This window comes from Stenomitos rutilans (assembly GCF_059505485.1).
The window spans coordinates 54,984-76,008 of the sequence record NZ_JCACKR010000051.1; the positions used below are offsets into that span (position 1 = coordinate 54,984).

17 protein-coding genes are annotated in these 21,025 nt (G+C 49.3%); 6 read left to right on the plus strand and 11 right to left on the minus strand.

Features of this window, described 5'->3' with window-relative positions:
* Positions 1–81 precede the first annotated feature (81 nt).
* The 5 genes from AC5JLP_RS08800 to AC5JLP_RS08820 all read right to left on the minus strand — a co-directional run bounded on the left by AC5JLP_RS08800 (position 82) and on the right by AC5JLP_RS08820 (position 6,792).
* Entirely contained in the window at positions 82–1,500 is a 1,419-nt protein-coding gene (locus AC5JLP_RS08800) for an APC family permease (RefSeq protein WP_496067558.1), read from the minus strand.
* Positions 1,501–1,664: 164 nt separating this feature from the next.
* Positions 1,665–4,553 (minus strand): methyl-accepting chemotaxis protein, encoded by a 2,889-nt coding sequence (locus AC5JLP_RS08805; protein WP_496067559.1) that lies wholly within the window; start codon positions 4,551–4,553, stop codon positions 1,665–1,667.
* A gap of 83 nt (positions 4,554–4,636) precedes the next feature.
* Positions 4,637–5,191: a chemotaxis protein CheW gene (locus AC5JLP_RS08810; protein WP_496067560.1), complete on the minus strand. Its 555-nt coding sequence runs from the start codon at positions 5,189–5,191 to the stop codon at positions 4,637–4,639.
* Positions 5,192–5,207: 16 nt separating this feature from the next.
* Positions 5,208–5,573, minus strand: coding sequence for a response regulator transcription factor (locus AC5JLP_RS08815; RefSeq protein WP_496067561.1), 366 nt, complete (start codon positions 5,571–5,573; stop codon positions 5,208–5,210).
* A 37-nt stretch (positions 5,574–5,610) separates the two neighbouring features.
* Positions 5,611–6,792 carry a response regulator gene (locus AC5JLP_RS08820; RefSeq protein ID WP_496067562.1) on the minus strand — a complete coding sequence of 394 codons (1,182 nt, stop codon included), beginning with the start codon at positions 6,790–6,792 and terminating at the stop codon, positions 5,611–5,613.
* A 2,437-nt stretch (positions 6,793–9,229) separates the two neighbouring features.
* Between AC5JLP_RS08820 and AC5JLP_RS08825 the strand changes: the two genes are divergently transcribed.
* The 5 genes from AC5JLP_RS08825 to AC5JLP_RS08845 all read left to right on the plus strand — a co-directional run bounded on the left by AC5JLP_RS08825 (position 9,230) and on the right by AC5JLP_RS08845 (position 15,267).
* A complete protein-coding gene (locus AC5JLP_RS08825) occupies positions 9,230–11,992 on the plus strand; it encodes a GAF domain-containing protein (protein ID WP_496067563.1) in 2,763 nt (920 codons plus the stop codon).
* Positions 11,993–12,549: 557 nt separating this feature from the next.
* Positions 12,550–13,887, plus strand: a complete 1,338-nt coding sequence (locus tag AC5JLP_RS08830; RefSeq protein WP_496067564.1) for an AAA family ATPase — start codon at positions 12,550–12,552, stop codon at positions 13,885–13,887.
* Positions 13,884–14,567, plus strand: a complete 684-nt coding sequence (locus AC5JLP_RS08835) for a ParB N-terminal domain-containing protein (protein ID WP_496067565.1) — start codon at positions 13,884–13,886, stop codon at positions 14,565–14,567. Before AC5JLP_RS08830 ends, AC5JLP_RS08835 begins: the two co-directional genes overlap by 4 nt.
* A gap of 162 nt (positions 14,568–14,729) precedes the next feature.
* Positions 14,730–14,972, plus strand: a complete 243-nt coding sequence (locus AC5JLP_RS08840) for a hypothetical protein (RefSeq protein WP_496067566.1) — start codon at positions 14,730–14,732, stop codon at positions 14,970–14,972.
* Positions 14,973–15,030: 58 nt separating this feature from the next.
* Positions 15,031–15,267, plus strand: a complete 237-nt coding sequence (locus tag AC5JLP_RS08845) for a hypothetical protein (protein WP_496067567.1) — start codon at positions 15,031–15,033, stop codon at positions 15,265–15,267.
* Between the two features lie 38 nt (positions 15,268–15,305).
* Here the strand turns inward: AC5JLP_RS08845 and AC5JLP_RS08850 are convergent, their stop codons facing one another.
* The 3 genes from AC5JLP_RS08850 to AC5JLP_RS08860 form a co-directional block, all read right to left on the minus strand.
* Positions 15,306–16,079, minus strand: coding sequence for an ABC transporter permease (locus AC5JLP_RS08850; RefSeq protein WP_496067568.1), 774 nt, complete (start codon positions 16,077–16,079; stop codon positions 15,306–15,308).
* On the minus strand, positions 16,072–17,016 hold the full coding sequence (locus AC5JLP_RS08855; RefSeq protein WP_496067569.1) for an ABC transporter ATP-binding protein: 945 nt from the start codon (positions 17,014–17,016) through the stop codon (positions 16,072–16,074). Before AC5JLP_RS08855 ends, AC5JLP_RS08850 begins: the two co-directional genes overlap by 8 nt.
* Before the next feature lie 68 nt (positions 17,017–17,084).
* Complete coding sequence (locus AC5JLP_RS08860) at positions 17,085–18,326, minus strand: hypothetical protein (RefSeq protein WP_496067570.1); 1,242 nt, start codon at positions 18,324–18,326, stop codon at positions 17,085–17,087.
* A 299-nt stretch (positions 18,327–18,625) separates the two neighbouring features.
* Between AC5JLP_RS08860 and AC5JLP_RS08865 the strand changes: the two genes are divergently transcribed.
* Positions 18,626–19,168, plus strand: coding sequence for a peroxiredoxin family protein (locus tag AC5JLP_RS08865; protein ID WP_496067571.1), 543 nt, complete (start codon positions 18,626–18,628; stop codon positions 19,166–19,168).
* 91 nt (positions 19,169–19,259) lie between these two features.
* On the opposite strand, the gene AC5JLP_RS08870 is transcribed toward AC5JLP_RS08865, so the two are convergent.
* The 3 genes from AC5JLP_RS08870 to AC5JLP_RS08880 all read right to left on the minus strand — a co-directional run bounded on the left by AC5JLP_RS08870 (position 19,260) and on the right by AC5JLP_RS08880 (position 20,989).
* Positions 19,260–19,784, minus strand: coding sequence for a sterol desaturase family protein (locus AC5JLP_RS08870; protein WP_496067572.1), 525 nt, complete (start codon positions 19,782–19,784; stop codon positions 19,260–19,262).
* 315 nt (positions 19,785–20,099) lie between these two features.
* Positions 20,100–20,510, minus strand: a complete 411-nt coding sequence (locus tag AC5JLP_RS08875) for an alpha/beta fold hydrolase (protein WP_496067573.1) — start codon at positions 20,508–20,510, stop codon at positions 20,100–20,102.
* The gene (locus AC5JLP_RS08880) at positions 20,483–20,989 is read right to left on the minus strand and encodes an alpha/beta fold hydrolase (protein WP_496067574.1); all 507 of its coding nucleotides are present in this window, start codon (positions 20,987–20,989) and stop codon (positions 20,483–20,485) included. Before AC5JLP_RS08880 ends, AC5JLP_RS08875 begins: the two co-directional genes overlap by 28 nt.
* Positions 20,990–21,025: the final 36 nt, after the last annotated feature.

Below are 21,025 nucleotides of genomic sequence, written 5' to 3' on the forward strand. Positions count from 1 at the left end.
AAGGGTTCCCCTGTATGAGTGCAACGCCTTGCTCCCAGACCTGGAAATGAACAGTCAAACCTTTAGCGTCTGAAACGCACCTCAATTCACACTGCTTCGACCAACCTCAAAGTCATGTTCCATGTTCTGGATGGTTTGGGGCGATCGACGTTGTAACCTGAATGATAGCCAGGCTCCAATCGCTAGATAGACCAGGAACCCATAGGGCAAAACGTTGTAAGGATAGGGGGGAATGGGATAGAAACTGGCGACCACGGGAGTCATCATGAACAGCACCGCAGGAACCGCGATCGCCAAGTCACGGAAGCGAAGCCGCTGCTGCCGATAAAGCTCAAGCGGTGCAGCAATTGAAATCAGCACATAGACTAGCAAAAAGCCATAGGTTGCCAGTGTTCCTAAGTAACCATAAATATCCAGGATAGAAATCCCAATCAGCGACAATGACACTGGTACCAGGAATAACAGCAAGACGGAAACGATAACCGCCACATGAGGCGTTTGATTTTGTGGATGCGCTGCACCTAACGATCGATGCAGAATCTGCTGGCGACCCATTGCATACAAAATTCGTGCTCCAGCCGTAATACTGGCAAGGGCACAGGTGAAAAAACTAAATACGACTCCCACAGCAATTGCCAGCCCTAACAGCTCAACTCCTGCAAGATTTGCTAAAACGCTGAGCGGAGCATCTGACTTGTTTAAGGGCGTTTCATAACCGCGAAAACCCAACACCTCAATATAGGAAGCAATGATGTAAAAAATGCCTGACAGCACCGTACTCCAAAGCACTGCACGTGGAATGGAACGAAATGGTCGCTTCGTTTCTTCGGCTAAGGTCGTTGCACTTTCAAACCCAACATAGCTAAAGACCGCTAGAACCAGTCCTAATCGCAAACCTTCGGGTGAGACATCCTTTAATAGAAGCTGTGGTGTATCGATCGCAAAGCCATGCCCAGCCCATACAATTAGCGCCAGAATTGAAATTAAGCCGATCGACGTTAACTCAAGCAGCAACATGAGAACCGTTGATAGCTGTACATCTGCATAGGCATAGAACAGAATGAGACCGGCACAAATGGCATACAGCAAGATTGAAGGAGCCTGGAACCCAAATTCACGCAGCACCACATTGGCATAGATGACAAAGCCTGACATAACGGTCATGGCTGTAAGCAAGTATGCCGCAACTAGCCCCCAACCAGAGACAATGCCAGCGGTGACACCTAGACTTTTAGCAATGGCAGCATACAGAGTTCCTGGAAAAGTAAGACGGCGAGCAAAGTAGTTGATGTTGAGGCTAACCAAGGCAAGACCAACCGTGGCTATCAGAAACGTTAGCCAAGTGCCATTACCTGCACTGGCAAATACCAGGGCAACATTCATAGACGGCATTACGACAGGCGCAATGTTGCCGATCGACTGAGCAAAGGTTTCGGGAAAGGAGAGGCAATCTGCTCGTAAACCAGACGCACGTTTTTTTGAATTTGAATAAGTCGTCATGTTTGTGTTGTAGGAAGAGGGAAGAAGGCAGAGGGTAGAGGGCAAAAGGGTAAAAGGCAGGGGAAGCAGGGGAGGCAGGGGAAGCAGGGGCAAGCGCTGTTACCAACAACTAACAACCAGCAACTAGCAACCAACAACTAACAACTAGCAACCAACAACCAACTTCACACCTTAAACTGACCCACCTCTGCTTGCAGGGTTTGGGCTACTTTGCGGAGTTGTTCAAAGGAAGATGACACTGCGCCTGCTTCTGCTGAAGTTTTGTTGGCGATCGCAGCTACATCTTTCATGGTTTGTGTCACCTCTGCTGAGGCTTGCGACTGTACGATCGTGGCTTGCGCGATCGCCTTTACCAACTCGCTAATTTGAGCACTCGCTTCGGTAATTTTGTTCAAGCTTTGGCGAGTCTCTGTCACGAGCTGTGTGCCAATGACCACCTGCTCCGTACCCGATTCCATCGCTGTTACCACTTCATTGGTTTCGGCCTGAATGCTGATGACCAGCTTTCTAATTTCTTCGGTGGCTTCTGCCGATTGCCGTGCCAGCGTTCGCACTTCGTCAGCCACTACCGCAAAGCCCCTGCCTTCTTCTCCAGCACGCGACGCTTCGATCGCCGCATTCAGCGCCAGCATATTGGTTTGAGCCGCAAAACTACCAATCAAATCAACTACGGTCGAAATCTTCTGAGACGATTCTCCCAAATGTTTCACTTTCTTGGCGGTGTCTGCAACCGTGGCTCGAATCGCCAGAATACCGTCAACCGTGCGGTTCATAGCGGCATCGCCTTCTTCCACGCTTTGCGCCGCTTGCTGCACAGCCATTTCTGCTTGTTCGGTGTTGTCTGCTACTTGACGTACCACCGTAGCCGTTTCTTCAGCGACCCTTAACGCCGTCGTAATGGCCTCAGCCTGCCGCAACGCCTCCTCAGAGAGAGACTGAACCGAAACTTGACTTAAGTCAGTGGTGGTAGAGACCTCGTTTGCAGCCTCTTGTACCTGCCGTACAATTTTACGCAAACTATCAACCGTGGCATTATATGAGTCGGCGATCGTGCCGATTTCGTCTGCCGTCACCTTCGCCTGCGTAGTTAAGTCGCCTTTACTAATCGGATCAACTTCTAACAGCAGCTCTAACGCCCGTTTTTGCAAGCTTTCTTTCAGGTCACGCTGTTCTTCTGCCAGGTCAATGGTTTGCTCCAGCAGTTCCACCCGGTAGATGGAAAGCGCCAGCTCATCCCCCAGCCGTTGTAGGAACTTGATTTCAGACTCTTGCCAATCGTGCGTGGTGGAGCAGTGGTGAGCAATGAGCAACCCATAAAGCTGGCCTGCACCCGTAATGGGCGTGATCAAGCTTGCCTTTACCTGTAAGCGCTTCAGCAAATTGAGGTGCTCTGGATGGAAAGCTGCGTTTGCAACATCATTGACTACGACCACACGACCCGCTTGATATGCAGCGATTAAATCAGTTGGAATACAGGAGTCGCTGACATTCTCATCGAGGGCGGTTGTCCATTGGCTATCAACGGCTTCTGCAACAACCCCAGTGTGGGCCGTTGTCTGAAAGCGATAGATGACCACGCGATCGAAATTAAATAGCTGTCGTACCCCTGCCACGGTCTCATTAAAAACGGGGAGTAAATCAGCCGACCGAACCACATTTGATCCTTTCGCGATCGTAAGCAAGCGCTCTTGTGCGGCTTCAAACGCTTGCAAATCCAACGATCTTTGAAGCTGATTTGCCATGCTGTTGATGTTAATGCCCAGCGATGCAATTTCGTCCTCCCCTTCTACCGCCACACGGGTGCCTAAATCGCCTTGCCCAATTTTTTCCACGGCTTCTGCCGCCGTTAATACAGGGCGCGTAGCCCGATTGGCAATGCCAGTGGCGATCGCCGCCACAATCAACGCAATACTGCCAGTGCCCAATAACGTGGTTAGAAGCAACTGCCGCTGTAGCACAAAGGCCGTTTCTACAGGTAGTGTGACGAGCAGCCCCCACTGAAGGTTGTAGGTTTTAGCCAGCGCCTGATTGGGCAAGTAAGTGATGACCTCTCGATTCTTGCCTGCGGCGCGGGCTGCGATCGCGGTCTGTTTTTCCTCACGTTGAGCGATGACAGGAAATTCATCCGTTAGCTTTTTATCAATCAAGCCTGGATCACTAGCGGCAATAATTTGATCCCCCGATTCCTTCAAGAAGAAGGACTCCCCTACTATTCCTTGCTCTCCAAAGACAGGCTTAAGAATGCGTAAGGGAATGCGTGCTTGAACGATAGCAACGGTTTTGCCTGTGTCACTATCCTTGATAGGAGCCGCGGCAAAAAGACTAAATTCGTTCGAGAAGATGGATGTTTGAGGATAACCAATGATCGGTTTATCTGCCTTTACAACAGCCTGAAAGTAGTCTCGATCGGCGACCTTGGTCGGTTGTGGATTTTGAGGGTTATCTTTTGATTTTGCCAGTACATTGCCCTCCAAATCAGTGACAACAATACTGTCGTAAACCTGTAAATTCCCAATCCTGGAAGAACGAGCATACTGCTCAAGAATTTTTTGTTTCTCTGCTAAAGATGTTGTATACCGCAGCTTAGGATTGGCAAAAAGACTCAACTGAGCAAAGGATTGAATATCGCTGTAGCGCTCAGCAATAAAGTTATTTAATTTGCCTTCCAGGTTAAGCGCACTCGCTTCTTCTGACTGTAAAACTTGGCGCTGAATACTTTGATTCGTCACGAAATAAGTGGTAGAACCTACCAGCAAGATCGGAAACGTGCCGATCGTCATGGCAATAAAAACGGCTTTGGTGCGAACGCTCAATCGCTGCCACCATTTGCTTGATCCTGCTTGAGGCGGCTGCCACTCTGGTATGGGCTGACGTTCCTTGCGTTTTAGCAAACTGTCTGCGTTATGCCTCGTCGATGCGATCGGCCACTGGGACGAGGCAGCAAGCTCTGATGAGGCAGCAAGTTCTGTCATAGCCTGGTCTACTTGAATACCATCCAACGATTGAGGCATAAGTCCGCTTTGAGGAGCCGAATTGGGAGACGTAGGAGTCATAGGTAAACCTTTAGGGCTATAGTAATCGACGAGTAAACTGAAGCGTGATTGCTTAATAGCGCTGCTGCATGAGACATCGCGGCTTAAAGCTTGGCGACGGTAGCGATAATAGCGTCTGCTTCTAAGACCGCAAATACGGCAGCGTCGGTCTTCCACCAATACCCGCGCAGCAATGGTGCCAACGCAGATGCTAATGTGGCAGGCGGCAAGGGTTGAATCACATTAGGATCACACCACTCAACATCTTCTACTTGATCAACCACCAACCCTAATGAGGGGCTTTCCTGAGTCGCAGCTTTATCATGACCCCGCAGCACAACCGCTGTATGCGCAACCCGCATTTTCTGTTGGTAGTACGGAGTCAAGCCACACAAATGTCCTAAATCAACCATCCAGAGAACATCACCACGCCAGTTGTATACGCCCATCACGCAAGCAGGCATGTCGGGAATGGGTACAATCTGCCCAACTGGAATTGTGAGTACCTCCCCCACCGCTTGAATCGATAACAGAACTTTTGTATCCGGAACAAGATGCAACCGTAGAAATTGTTCTTCGGCCTGGTTGCTTAAAACCAGAGCTTGGTCAGCTATCTGCGTCGATAAAGAATACGAATCTGAAGTTGATACGTCAGACATAGTGATGCGTCCAGCCCTATTGTTTAATGAGTTGCTTAATCGTGCTCACAAACTCTTCTTGATTAATCGGTTTGGCAATATAAGCATCAGCCCCTTGTTTCATGCCCCAAAAGCGATCCATCTCGCTCCCTTTGGTCGAGCACATGACGATCGGAATTTGACTGGTAGCCACTTCAGCTTTCAGTCGTCTACACACCTCAAACCCGCTACAGCCCGGTAATACAACGTCTAGAACAATGACATCCGGCCTTTGTTTTGTCACCGTAGCAATGGCCTCTTCTCCACTTTGAGCAATTAGAACGTTGATGCCTGCTTGCTGTAAACAGCCAATGAGAATTTGCATCTCCGTCAACGAATCTTCAACAACTAGAGCTGTACTCACTGTATATACCTATGAATAAACAACAAAGAATGATTCATTAACGAGCCGTGATGGAAAGATTGGTCGCATTAGGCTCTAAATGTTTACGAATTTCACCTAATACCGTTTCAGCATTCAGCGGTTTACTGAGGAACCCGGATGCTTTGGCAAAGCTAGCTCGAAGTCGATTAGAATAGCCATCGTTTCCAGTCAAGATGACGATCGGCGTATGACGAAAACTAGACAGCTTACGCAACTGCTCGCACACTTCGTAACCGTTAGCGTCTGGCATCACCAAGTCTAAAAAAATCAAATCCGGCTTACGCACTAACAACACACTAATGGCCCGTAGCGCACTCTCTATACCCAAAAACTGGTAGCCAGCCGATGTGAGCAGCGATTCCATCGTATTGCGGACTAAAGTGCTGTCGTCTACACAAGCAATTAGAGCCTTGGGCGGCGTGGCTGGAGAGGGTGCCGCTGGAAGTAGTGCTGTCTTACTCATACGCCCAGGGTAAATGAGGGCGGGTAAATCAGGAATCGTAATCAGCTCTACCCAACCCAATTGAATGAACGGTAAGAGCAACGCCGTTACCTCTACAACATCGCGCTGCATTTGTACAGCTAAATCGTAGAGAGAGTGTTGTCCATTGAGTCGTTGCACCAACATTTGATAGAACTGAGGTGAGCACTGTTCTCGCAAGGCCGCTGCTTGCTTGATGACGGGTGCTTTATGCAGTGAATAGTCCGTAAGCTTCGCATTTTGCCACCCTTGCCAACGCCATTGAGTTTTAGCAATCACATCTTCAACCTGAGCGCAATCGATCGAGGTTGCAGCTAAATCATCATGTCGAATTTGCTTGCTGATACTTGGTGCTTGCGTCACGTCAAACAACACATCAATCAAGGTGGAAAGCGCCATGCTAGACGCTTGCTCCGGGGTAATTCGTTGCCTTGCGACCCATAGGTTTAGCAGTGTATATTCCCAGCCGATCGTGGAGGTGGAGGTGCCAGCACTCGCTAAATCAGCCTGCCATCCCAAGCGATGGGTGGGTAAGCGAGGACAATGGATCGCTAAATTTCTGCGCCAGCGACGCATGGGATGCACTCCACCTGTGGCATAGATAAGGCTGCCCTTCAGTAGATGGAATAGCCACCGCTGACCACTTGCAGCGCTCCATTCAAGCTGACCACTAAACTGGAGCGGTTTCAAATCTCTGAGAAATTGAACGTGTTCCAACCTAATAGACCTTCCAGTGTTGATAGATTTTAGTTGCAGCGGTTGCCTGCCACAGGAGAATACCTGAGCTAATCATTTGTCACTACTTACAGAGGTTTTCAAGCCAATCAGCCAAAATTTCATCAAGACAGGTATCGAGTTGAGGTCTTGAGTGGGGTGAATGTAAATGACACTGGCTGTAAAGTGGGTATTTCACCTTCTGAGGATGTGTGAGCAGTGGCGATTGTCTCGCGTAAAGACGTGGCATTTGATAAGCAAGCTTCGTAGTTCTCGAAACACCGTGGCCCGCATACTGTGCTCTGACAGCTTTTGGGTATGAGCTGCATCTTTTAAGACATCCTTATAAATCGCGCCTATTGTTTTAGATGATCAGCGTAAATAAGATCAGCGTGAATAAATGGAGAAGCATTTGCACCACTGCCTGGATGCGCATCAGAGGTCTAAACAAAAAAATGATCAAGCTGGGTTGCCACGATCGCCCTGCATTGTCGCCATCGGCTTGTGTCTGACGACAAGCTTGCTCAGGTGAGATCAGCCTGGTTAACAATGGATAGTCAGATGCCTAAACGTGGCTGAAACACTTGGGTTGAGCAGTCATCCAACAGACATTTCATCAACACGATCGCTGATGGATGAAGTGTGGTAAGGGCAAGAAATCGTCAAGGCTCGCCGTGGATGACCAAGCAGTGTGCAGGCTGAGCGCTCTATCGCGATCGCTTTGAAGACTGCTCTGGTAGATGTAAGATTGCTCTGGTAGATGTAAAATAGCCCTTCGCTACACTTTCACCTGGACATGAAGCAATTGATGCAAAGTCCCTCACGTTCAGTATCTTCGGGCTACCGTTTGTTCCGTCTATCCTCTATCCTCGACTAGCCTTTGACAATCAGAGGTTGCAGCAGTTTACAAAATCTTTATATTAATGTTTGTATTACTTAACAAGGCACCAGGGTTTTTACGTAGGGTTTTCCTGAGCATGAAAGACAGTTTGATACGGTGAGCAAATAGTGGTCAAAGCGTATTTTCATGAACTGACCGTCTCTATCATCAGAACCATAGTTCGTATTGCTACAAGCACTTGTGCTTGCCGTTAGGCGAGTAGAAAGAACAGACACGGTAGGGCACCAGATTAGTTGGACGTAGTGGCTAAGGTAGAAGCCGCTTCTGGTGAATAACGATCGCGGTAAAGGCGTGTCAAAGCTAAGAGAGTTGTGTGCAAAGCGCTAACAGAATTGGCTTTCAGGCCTATTGGTTGAGCAGGTACTGAATTTTGGAAACAGCGGCTTCAAAGTGTCTTACAGGGTTCCATCGACCTAATCCAGCATTAGCAATTTAATATTGTTCTTGAAAGTCAAATAGTGTTCAGGTTTCATCTACATGAAGCTTTTAGCTAGCTTACGATCGCCTTACGTGTCATAAAACTGTAATTAAGATACCTGTGTGCTTCGGTTACGGCCTAAAAAAACTAAACAAGCTTGTAGCAGCAGCAATGATTTAGCCTTGAAAAGAATTTGTTTAATTAGTCCGGTTGCATCAGTAAAGATTCTGTAAAGGTAATCTGACAGGATTCCTGATCAACAATCCTTAATTGTAAGCTCGAAGGCAAAGCGTAATACCGATCTTACGGTCAATAAGCTTTCTAAACCATTAATTTGGTGACGAAAGTTAGGTTTACGTTTGCTAATCAAGCAGTCCCAGGGTGATTTATCGTTCGCTGCAAGCTTGGGTCTTCTCCCAGTGGTACTTAAGGTACTGCTTAAATTATCTTTTTCAATACAGCCATCTGCGCTGGTAGCCGCTCGTCTTACGGCGTCAGGCACTCATGCTAGGTTTCACATCACAAATGTGTGCAGCAACCATTTTAGAAGACGATTCAAGTGATTGTCTTCTCATTGCCGTAAGTGCCCTCCCATGATGGCGTCTCGTGCTTGTAGAGGTGGGTCTGCTGCCATTCGTGGCTTGCTACTCCTAGCGTCCCATTTGGTGCTTGGCGATCGCTGCGTTCAGGCTTTGAACATTTGCAGGTGAACTGTGGCGTTGCATACCAGGACGTTTTTTTCTGTCCAGCTGTGGCGCAAAACGCTAGAACGTGTTTTAAAACCCTTGAAAGCCCCCACCCCCACTCCTGGGGGCTTCCAAACAGGCTTCAAAAGTCCCCCAATCTTGGGGGCTTAAAGCCCTTTGGGCATACAAGAAAAGGGGGCAGAAGCTTCAGCAACGAAGCGATTAGGAGTTTTAAAATACAGCCTAGCCTGGTTTGTGAGGACAGGCGCGGTAAGGCTGAGACCTCAAGGTCTCTGAACTTAATTGATGACGTGCTCTAGAGTGCATGGTTGGTCTTCGCGTTGCTTTCGTTCCTTTTATTTGCTCGTTTTCTGGCAGCAGTGTGCCTTTACAGGCTCCACAGTGACTCTTTATCCGATCTGAGACTCCGCTCTTATGACGAATCAATTACCCAATCGAGTTCAACCAGTGTTTGAAGTTGCTGAGCCTAACCAATCAATGTCTTCTGATTCGTTACCGCCTGACCAGAGTGCTGACGAGCGTAAGACAGACGATCGCCGATCGTCAGCTTCGCTGGGTCTGTGGTTTGGGTCTCAAGCGGTGCAGCACAAATACTTGCTTGGTTGGCTCACATCAGGCATTTTGTCGATTGCTGGCATTGCAAGTGCTGGAGTGTGGTTTACAACTGCCGTTCATCAGGTGCCCACCAAGCCAACAGGCGTTGGGCAAGCGCAACCCAATGAGACTCAACGAGCAGAAGTACTGGAGCAACGTTTCTGGCAGCAACAACTGCTGGCGATCGCGCTGGTGATAGCAACCAACACAGGTGTCATGTTATTGCTCTATCGGATGATTGCCAAACCTGTCAAACGGCTCCAGCAAGATACCCAAATGTTTTCTCTGGGCGATCGTGAAATTCGGGCGGAGGTCAAAGCGACGGATGAAATTGGTAGGATTGCTCAAACGTTCAACCAGTTGGCAGACAACACTGTAACAGTAGAGTCGCTGCTTTCTGAGCAAACCCGACAGCATGAAAGTCGGGCCAAAGAAACCCAATTCATCCGTCAGCTTGCAGAAGCGAGTGTGCGGACAGAACAAGACTTAGCGGCTGTCTTTGAGCAAGTAACTCAGAGTGCGAAGGACATGCTGGGAACTGATCGCGTCGTCATTTATCGCTTTAACTCCGACTGGAGCGGCTCGATCGTCACTGAATGTGTCTCCCAGGGATGGTCGACCGCCCGCGATGCAAAAATCAAAGATGGCTGCATCAGTGATGATGTCATCGACGCCTATCGGCGAGGACGAGTTGTAGCGACGGATGATGTCTTGAAAGCTGAGTTTCATCCAGAACACCTGAAGCTGTTGACGCGGCTGCAAGTTAAAGCCAGTTTAGTCACTCCCATTCTGAAGGACGATCACCTTTACGGCCTGCTGATTGCCCATCACTGCACTGCGGCATCTCCCTGGCACCCAGACGAAATTGACTTTTTGAAGGCACTGGCTAGCCAGCTTGGATTGGCCTGTAATCAAGTCACGTTTGTGACACAGGAAAAGGCCGAAACGGAGCGAGCGCACCAGCTTTACCAGCAGAAAAAGATTGAAGCAGAGCAAGCACAACAGCTTTATCAAATTAGCTCACGCCTACGGTCGGCCTTCAGCCACCAGGAGATCTACAACACAGCTGTTCGTGGTGTGCAAGAAATGCTAAACACCGATCGCGCGATCGTCTACTTGTTTGACGCACAGTGGAAGGGTTCGATCGTGGCAGAAGTCGTAGAGTCTGGCTATCCCAGTGCGCTTGGTACCGCGATCGCAGACCCGTGTTTTGCCGAACGGTATGCAGAGAAGTACAAACAGGGACGCGTGCAGGCATGGGAGGATATTGCAAACGCTGGACTCACAAAGTGCCACTTAAAGCAACTGGAACCCTTTCAAGTCAGAGCAAGCATGGTTGCGCCCATTCTAGCAACCAACACGCTGCATGGCTTGCTGGTTACACACCAGTGTTCGCGCACTCGGTCTTGGGAAGAACCAGAAATGACGTTCTTTCGAGAAGTGGCGGCTCAAATGGGGCTGGCGCTCGATCTGGCTGATGTATTACACCAGCTTGAACGATCGCGCCAGCAAGCCGAACAGTTGGCAGAAGAACAGCGCCAGCAACGAGAAGCCTTGCAGAGTCAACTCGTGAGCTTACTCGACCAGGTAGAAGGCGTGGCCTCTGGCGACCTGACTGTGCGAGCACAGGTGACTGATGGTGAACTGGGCACTGTGGCTGATTTCTTTAATGCGCTCGTCGAAAGTTTGCGCCAAATTGTGTTGCAGGTGAAGCGATCGACCACGCAAGTAAACATGGCGCTGGGCGAAAGTGAACTCACGATTCAACAACTCGCAGCTGAAGCGCTGCAACAGTCAGAAGACATTACCCAAACGCTGAATTCGGTTGATCAGATGACGATGTCGATTCAGGCAGTGGCAGAAAGCTCTCGTCAAGCTGCCGCCGTTACTCACACGGCTTCATCGACCGCAGAGGCCAGTCAGGTGGCGATCGACTTCACGGTTCACAGCATTTTTGAACTCCGGGAAACGATGTCTGAAACGGCGCAGAAAATGAAGCGACTGGGCGAATCGTCACAGGCGATTTCAAAAGTGATTTCCCTCATCAATCAAATTGCGCTCAAAACCAATATGCTGGCGCTGAATGCGGGTATTGAAGCGGCACGGACGGGTGAAAACGGCGCTGGTTTCGCGGTGGTTGCCGAAGAAGTGGGAGAACTCGCGGTGCAATCGGCTTCTGCTACAAAAGAAATTGAACAACTGGTTGAGGATATTCAGCGGGGCACGCGTCAGGTGCTGGAAGTGATGGAGAAAAGCACCACGCAAATGGTGCAAGGCACGCGCCTGGTGGAAGATGCCAAGCAAAACCTGGGGCAACTACGCGAGTTATCCCAACAAACCGATCAGCTTGTACAGTCTATTTCAGAAGCCACGATCGCCCAGACAGACATTTCTCAAGCCGTGTCACTGTTGATGCAAAAACTCGCGCACCGATCGCGGCAAACAGCCAGCGTTTCTCAACACGTTACAGATTCGCTCCAACAAACGGTTGGCATTGCTCAAGCATTGGAACTATCGGTGAGTGCGTTCACAGTTGAAGATGGCAATCAAGCCGTAATCACCACAAACGCGTCGCTTTTTTAACCATGCTGAGCGATCGTCTGTCCATCTAAGCTATCAGGCTCGTTTGATGAACGGTGATTCCCGCATTGAGCGCGACTGTTCTATTCCTACGTGAGAACAGTCCGGTTTCAAGTGAAAATGTTTCTGTTTCAAATGTGAACGTTCCAGTTTTAAGTGAGAACGTTCACATTTGAAGTGGCAATATTTCGATTTGAAGTGAGAGTCTTCCGGTTTGAAACGAGAACGTTCCGGTTTCAAGTCGAAACGCGGCTACCTTGAAGCGAAACGATCGCGCCTGCAATCACACCGCTCCCCATCCAAATCAGACCCATCCCGTTAAGACGCTGAACTAACACACTATTATCGGCAACCATACTGTGCTGGGGAAGAGCGATCGTCTCTCATGAGTATTTAATGAAGCCCGGATCAATCGTGCTCTTGGTAGTAAAAATGTAGATGAGCTTCAATACGTAAGCTCCAGGGTTGCATAGGAAACGATCGCAGGTAGACCATTGCCCACTCTGGGCACGCTTTAGACAGTTAACTTCGCTCAGACAGCCCTTACAACCTTTTTGCCCATGCCATCCATTAGCTTGCAAACGGCTCTGCAAAGTCTTCCAGAAGTTGCTGGAGAACCGCTCGTCAAAGACATATTTGCGCCCCCCTTCTTCAAGTCCTTAGGCTTTCAGCAAGGCGAAACACATCCGGAGTATGCCACTGGAAGTAGTCTTTCAGTTGATTATGCCGCTCGTAAGAATGATGAGACCGACATTTTTCTGCATACCAAGTCTAATCCTCACCTCCTGATAGAGCTTAAGGGACAGGACATTAATCTGTGCGAGGGTTCAGCAGGCTATAGAAAGACGGTTGCTCAGCTAAAAGGCTATTTGCTGGACGTTCATTGCAAAACTGTTCAATGGGGACTTATCACTAACTCTGTTCACATCCAGCTTTTTCGTAAACATGGTAAGGTTATCCATCCAGCAACCGCTTGTCTCGAAATCACTCCAGAAAACGCTGACAAACTTATTGCCTCAGTGCGACGACAGATTGAACAGCCTGTCAAGGCTTTAACAGTTGCGGTATATAACAATAAGGGTGGCGTTGGCAAAACAACTACAACGGTCAACCTTGCCGCTATCCTCACCTTAATAGGGAAGAAAGTCTTGGTTGTAGACTGCGATCCCAATCAGCAGGATCTCACCAGTTCTCTAGGACTGGCAGCAAACGAAGGTGATGTCTCTCAAGCACTGATGTCTCGCAACGGCGACCTTCGACCAGCCATTAAACCGTTTGTAGTGACCTACAGGGCACAAAATAAAGAGTTCTCATTTGATGTCATTCCCGCTGATGCAAAGTTTGTCGGTGAGATTGACGAAGTGCAGCTTCGCCAAAAATTGAAACCCGACAGTCTGCGCCGCAGCTTGGATGCACTCAAGTCTGAATATGACTACATTCTAGTTGACTCGCCACCCAACTGGCGCATTTTTAGTCAACTAGCTGTCTATGCTGCGGATGTTGTCTTGATGCCAACAAAGCACAACAACCTGTTCTCTCTAGAGAATGCCGCACTTGCGATCAAGAAGTTCATTCCTGAAGCCCAGCAGCAGCGAGGTGATGTCACGCCGATCGCGCTACCCATCTTTTTCAATGGTGAAAGAATCACTCTCCCTCAGTTGGCGGCGGCTCAACAAGAGATTGGTAACATTATCAAGATGTCCAGGAAAGAAAACTTTGATCTTGTGCCGTATTTCTACCCTCGATATACCAATGCGAGAAAAGACCTACATATCTTTGAAGTGCCTAGCTACGCGAACATTGCCAGTGCCGCATTCTCGCGTATTCCTGCTACTTACCGCGATAAAACAGCCCGTGATTACTATTTGGCCCTAGCAAAGGAGTACTTTCTACAATGAGCACATTTACTGATGTTGGCAATCTCATGCATTTGTATCTGGATGAAATTGATCCAGGTGAAGGAACCAATGCGCCAGAATTTCTCATCACGGCAACGGCAAAACAACTGAGTGGGGCGGGTGGACGTAATTGGTTGCCTGTGATTGTGAAAGAAACAGAGAAAGATCAATATGAGGTCATTGGAAATTCATTCATTTATGCGGTTGCAGAGGCAGCAGGTTTAGAACGGGTTTGGTGCATTATTGCTGATTCTAGTAAGGAAACTGCCACCATTGCCAAACTGCTTGCAGGTGAAGCCATTCCTAAAGTGAATCTCTCAACGGCTTCTAGAGATGACATTCTGGCAGCGCTGGAGTATCTGATTGAACAACCTGCCAGTGCATTGAAAGGCGTGAAGCCTTCAGTTGCAACCAATCGCATTGAGGAAGCCCCTCGCCAATATTGGAAAACCTTTGATGCTATCGTGGCGCTCAAGTGCGGCATCACGAAGGGCAAGAAACTTGATGCTTTGAAGCAAGTGTTTTATTTAACACCTCAACCGTTACCGTCGGTGATTAAAGATCCTGCTCTTTTACAGACTTTAACGACTGCGAAATTGAAGGCAATGGCAAAGAAACGAGAATTGGTTGGCTATACCAAGTTGAAAAAGCCTGATCTCGTTGATCTACTGAGTCAGTAATTGATAAAGAATTTCTGCACTGATCGCCTCTTGCTTCAGCGCGTGGGTGGCGGTTATCGGTTTATGCACAAGTCGTTGCAGGAGCATTTTGCGAGTATGGGGAGTAGGGAGTAGGGAGTAGAGTAAAAATAGACGAATAAGAGAGTCAGCGAGGATGGTTCTATGGATTCAGCAGGCAACACAGCAGAGATGCGCCATCGCATCGATAGCTACTTAGAGCAGCTTTCGCCTGCACGTCTTCAGCTTGCCGCCGACTTTTTGGCAGCTTTAGCCGAAAAAGACAGCGAAGAGGCGACCCAGGAATTACTCGATATACCAGAGTTCATCGAATCCTTTGAGAGAGGTAGGCAGGACATTGCCGAAGGACGCATAACCGACTGGAGAGCTGTTCGCTCTGATGTATGAAGTCGTTTTATCGCAATTGTCGCCAGCAGATTGCTAAATTAGAGCGGAGACTCAATCGATGAATGCCAAAATCTACGAGAAATCTTTCATCAGCCTTAAGCGTCATTTAGCTGACTATCTACCTCAGTTGGAACGAGCGATCGCCGCCATTAAAACCTTAGAAGTCTCTGACCCCAACTCAGAGGAATTTAGTCAGGCACTTGCTGATTTACACGTCGCATCAACGGTTCTGGAACCTTACTCCGAAGGAATGCGAGAGGCGATCGACCAGTTTACAGAAGACCGTCCCGACTAGCGTAGGGAAATGCAAGTGCTTCTTTGTAGCTGTCACTGCTAATAATCGCTGAGGTTGCCGTGACGTTTGGTTTGGCGTTCTGCCCAGCGAAACAGCAGCAGCCCGATCGCAAAGTACACTCCACCATTCACGATCGCAATCCCCAGTTGGGGGAGATCCAGCGGTTGCTGTCGTGCCATCACGTTACGCAACAGCCCCGCGCCGGGACTCATTGGTAGGAGATTGCCAATAAGCCGCATTCCGCCCGTCCATTCTTCAGTCGGCACACTCATCAAAAACAGCAGCGCAAACTGAAAAATGCCCAACACCTGCTGAATGCGTTTGACGATGAGTGCCAGAGAGCCGATCGCAAACGCCAATCCGTAAGCGCCCAAAAGCACGGTAAGCAGCGGCAACCAGAGGCTCAGCGGAAACGCCAACCACCGACCCGTCAGCGCCATAATAATGACCAGGATTGCTGCGATTAATCCCGTTTGCAGCAACAAATCAGCGATCGCCCGCGTGAGAAACACCTGTGAGGCACTATAGGGTGAAATAAAGAGCTGCTCCAGTGTGCCTGTCTGGGCTTCGCGCTGGAGCGTGCCCGAAATATTCGCCATGATGAACAGCACCAGTGTCCACAGCACATAGCCCACAATGATCGCATCTAACCGACTGCCAAACTGCAAGCCTGGGCCTGCAATATAGCTGGCGCTCAAAAACAGACCGTAAAAGACCGAGGTCGAAATAACAATGCCGCCGATCGACTCAAACAGGTAACGCCGGAGCTGAATTCCTGCCCGCGTGAGTTCTGCAAAAAACAATTCAAGCATGGCTGTCTCCAATCGTATGCGCTTGAGCAGGCTTCGTTTGCGTTAGCTTCAGGAAGATATCCGTTAGGGTGGCCCGTTCCGTTTCGAGTCGGGCGATCGGCAACGGGTTCAGCACCTCCAGCACCGGATAGAGCAACGCTGGATCGGGAATGTGAACGGTTGTACCGTCAACCAGCGCGCCCAGATCCAGCAGCTTGGCGACGCGATCGTCCGGTAGCTCTGGCAGTTCTACCCGATACACTGCTCTGGAAAACTGCTGAATCAAAGCCTCGGTTGCTTGCTCCGTTACGATACGGCCCTGATTGATAATGGCAACTCGATCGGACAGTTCCTCCGCAATATCAAGCTGGTGAGTTGTCAGCAGAATAGCGCGTCCTTCGCTAGCAATCTCGCGCACCAGACGTTTCACCGTTTGAGTAGCTTCCACATCCAAACCCAACGTTGGCTCATCCAATAAGAGTAAGGGAGGTTCGTGGATCAGTGCCACCGCGATCGCCACCTTTTGCTGCATCCCGCGCGACAGCTTTTGCACATTCGTCTTACTTTTGTGGCTTAGCTCAAAGCGATCGAGCAACAGCCGCGATCGTTGTCGTGCGACCCGTCGAGACAAACCCCGCAGCACCCCAAAATACTCCAAATTTTCCGCTGGAGTGAGCCGCCAGTAAAGGTTACGGCTCCCTTCCAGTACGGCTCCCACTGATCGCAGCGCCTGAGCATCCCGGTGTGGATCGCGCCCCGCAATGCTGACCGTCCCGCGATCGGGCAACACCAGCCCCGCAATCATCTTAATCGTCGTCGTCTTACCAGCCCCGTTCGGCCCCAGAAACGCCAGCACCTGCTTTGCGCCAATCTGCAGCGACACATCCTGCACCGCATGAATGATTTTGCCCTGAGCGCGGTAGGACTTGTGTAACTGCCGAACCTCAAGCAAAGACATTACCGTCACCCGCTAAACAAGCTTGTTACAAAAGCGTAACAAATAAGCGACGGCGATCGTGCTACTCGCTAAGCGCGATCCAGATCCGGAGTCTGTCCACAGTGTTTACAGTGGGGCAAATGCTTGTAGGTCAGTTCATGGCAGGCTTGACATTCCATATATTGATCGTAGCCACAGTGTGGACAGTAGCTATCGTGATGGCGGATCGTTTTTGCACAGCGCAGACAGCGCGATCGTTGCACTCTGCCAGCAGCCTGTCGTTTTGGGTTGAACACAATGCGCTGAAAAAATTTAATTAGCGCAAACCCAATCAGAGGAATGAGCAGGATATACAGATAGCTAATCAGAAACAGTAGACCGCTGAAAAGAACGGTCATCACATCAACCAAAAACTGGAAGATGACCCCTACTTGCAGAAATTGAAACAGTTTAAAGATAAGGGGAATAAAAAAGATAACCAGCAAATGCCAGCTAATGAGAGCTACTAGCCCATAGCCCCGCCGCTGAGCAGACGTATGAATGGCTAAGGCGGCAAAAATAAGCGGTAAGAGAAAGAGTGCCTGAAACGTAAATTGAATGCTGGGATACCAGAAAGACGCTTGCCGATAGCCTTTTTCTACCGTATTAAAGCGATCGTTCTCGTTAAGCAGCGCAAAAAAAACAGCGCTTTCTGGCTTTGTCAGCAGATTGGTTTTAAGGGTCTGAACCTCACTTTCAAATGTGGCAATCTGGCGCTGATTCTGCTCCAAGGTTTGCTTTGCTCTTTCTGCACCAACCGTATTGATGGATTGTTCTCGCGGCTGACCCGCAATTTTTTCTAGCAGCGTAGAGTCATACTGAGAGCGAATTTTCTGATTGCTTTGCTCAAGATCTGCGATCGTGGTTTGCTTTTGAGCAATTGTGTTTAAAAGCCGCTGGTTTTCAGGCGTATCCAGCTTGTCTTTAACCGCCGCATACTGCAAACAAATCTCAGACACCTTGCCAAGATGCCCTTTCTCTACACGCTGGTAGTCTGGCTGAAACGGCGATCGATCTCTGAAATCATCGGACAGCGATCGCCGCAGCATTTCGTAGTTTTTGTCAGGTTTGGTTTGGGTGCGATAGTCTTGCCATTCTGCGTAACAGGGGTATGTCTCAGAGGGGCTTAAATGCCATTGACTAATATCATTCAACCCTGTAAAAACATTAATTAAAATAAAGATATCAATCAGAATAATAACGATTAAGCTGACTTTATTGAGCGGCTCATTATTAATCGTTCTTGACTTACTAAAGAAGCGATCGATCAGTCTTCGTAACCTGGCAAACATAGTGAATGATCCTTGTGACGAGCGAAATTTTGGTTGGCTATCAGCGGTCAGCGGTCAGCTTAGAGGATGTCTGAGAAGTATGATTAGCAGCGGATTCATACTGGATGAAACGGATGGCTAGTGGCTCTCGCTCGAAATTTACCATCCGATGCATCCGTTCCCTATCCGTTGCTCACTGATGTGTCGCATTTAAGACATCCTCTTAAATGTCCAATCGGTTTGTTGCACCGTAAACGCATCACGACCGTCTTTTCCTCTAAGATTGAGCTAAAGGCACCTTTATCTTAGATTCCTCTCCCATGCTCACGTCTACGGACTTTAGTGGACTGTTTAACAAGCGGTTTTTCAACCACTTCTTGCCTGTTCCCGCAACGAACGCGTTGGCTAAGGGCATGATCACGCCCAATTTTGAGCTACCGGATGTCACAAATGGACGATCGGTGAATCTGGCCGATTTTCGTCGCCGCAGACCTGTGGTGCTTGCTTTTACGCGCATCTTTACCGAAAAGCAATATTGCCCGTTTTGCTTTCCACACATCAAAGCGTTGAACGAAGCGTATGAAGCGTTTCTCGATCGCGACGTGGAACTGTTGATGATTACCAGCACCGACCCACGCCAGAGCAAAATCGTGATCCAGGATCTCGGCTTAAAAATGCCCCTACTCAGCGACCCAGGCGGCAAAACCTTTCGGGCATATCAGACCGGACAGGCGCTCGGCGCACCACTTCCTGCCCAGTTTGTGCTGAACAAAGTTGGGCAACTGCGCTACAAACACCTGTTCTCGTTTTTAGACCACAATGCCAGTGTGGAGTCGTTGCTGCAAGCGGTCGATCGCCTGTAAACAGAAACGCACACTAAGCCGCAACGCAAGAGTGTTTCTCCGCGCCTCCACGTCTCTGCGGTTGAGCTAACCCCACCCAGATCACAACCGATCAAACAGGTAAATACCGTCGATAAAGTCTGAGCCAGCGTAGAAATCGCATCCAGGCTCTAGCAGGCTGGTCAAAAAAGGTAAAGATGTCGCCAAAGCCCGTATTGGTTTTTTGGTGATGCAGCCAGTGTTGCTCTGGTGTGGTGATGAAGAGAACCTGACATAGGAATGTGATTGGCTTTGGCGTTTGCCAGCTTAACGCGCTGACGTGTCGCCACCAGACATGAAACTGACCAAATAGCAGTCCACCCACAACGCCGATCGGTGAAGAAGACCATAGCGCCACTGCCATCAGCAGATATGGCAGCGCTCCCAAAAGGCCGTCCAACAGGACTTGTAGATTGGCTGTCAAGATGGCGTAGTGACGAAACGTTTTCTTGGCAGAATGGTGTGTTTGGAGGTGAAGACGACCAAAAACGTGTTCTGGCACGTGATAGCAAAAGGTAGACAAAAAATCGCCCAGTACCAGCAGCAACCAGGCAATGAATAGTTGACCAAAGAATGTACGCGCGATCGCCTCAAGCATGAAATCTCCTCACACCGATGTAAAGTAGCATCAACAAATTTGATCCGAACGGGACTAACCCACTACTGACTCGAAAAGCAAAGCCTTTCAACAGAGCGAACCTTCAAAGTTAACCAGGGTCAGAGTGCTAACCCCAAGTTCATCTCTTGTTAACACCTCTCAACCAAATTTGCGTGTAGTCTAGAGCACGCCGCAAATGCCCGTTGTTCAAAGCCTCGTGTATACCGTTCTAAGGAATAAAGGTCACACCGCAAGATGCACCGGATTTGCATACATGCATTTTCCGATGGAATAAGTGTAGATTATGTGTCTTTGTTACATCTCTTTACGAGAAAAGGCCAAGATGGCGTGGGCTGTCTCCTCTGGTTGTTCCAGATGCGGTGCATGCCTCGCTTGCTTAATCCAAACCAATTGACTCTGGGCGATCGCTTGCTGAAATTTCCCAGCATCTTCAAGCCCCAGTACATCGTCGTGCTCGCCCCAAAGCACTAACGTTGGCTGCGAAAGCTGCTCAATCCGCTGGCTCAAATTGGCGTAACCACCGCTTTTCGTGAAGCTGATAATGGCCTCATCCCACCCCGGCATTGCCTGATGCAACAGCGCACAACGCACCGTATCAATTAGCGCCAGATTGGGTGGAGCGATCGCGCTCAACGCCTGCAACGCCGCTCGCTTGCGAATCACGAGCCACCGTGCGGCTAGTAATCGATCGGCGGAAAGAGCCATTGCCCCACGGGAAAACTGCCCGAAAAGCCCACGCTATCAATCAGTACGAGACGGCTGACACACTCTGGGTAGGTCAGCGCAAAGTCGATCGCCACCGCAGCACCCAACGAGGCACCCACCAGGACAATCGGTCGATGGATCAATTGCTGCCAGGTTGCGTACAGATGCTGCCTGATTGTTGTAGGATTCATCGCCAGGTGAGGTAACCGCTCTGTGAACCCAGACCCCAGTAAATCAACCGCCCACACCTCATGCTGCACTGCCAACAACGGTAGCAGGGCACGAAACTCTAGAAGAGAACTATCAAACCCGTGCAGTAGCAGTATGGGTGATCCACCGCCTTGAGATACGTAAGCCGTTTGAATAGCCTGTTGCGCAAGCGGCGTAAGGACTGGCTCACGTTTGATGTGCCTTGTAACAGCGATCGAGGCAGCTTCTGTCAACAACTCTGCTTCTGGCGGCATAAAATCAAGAGACATACACCAAATTCTGATACCAAATTCTGGATGTATACC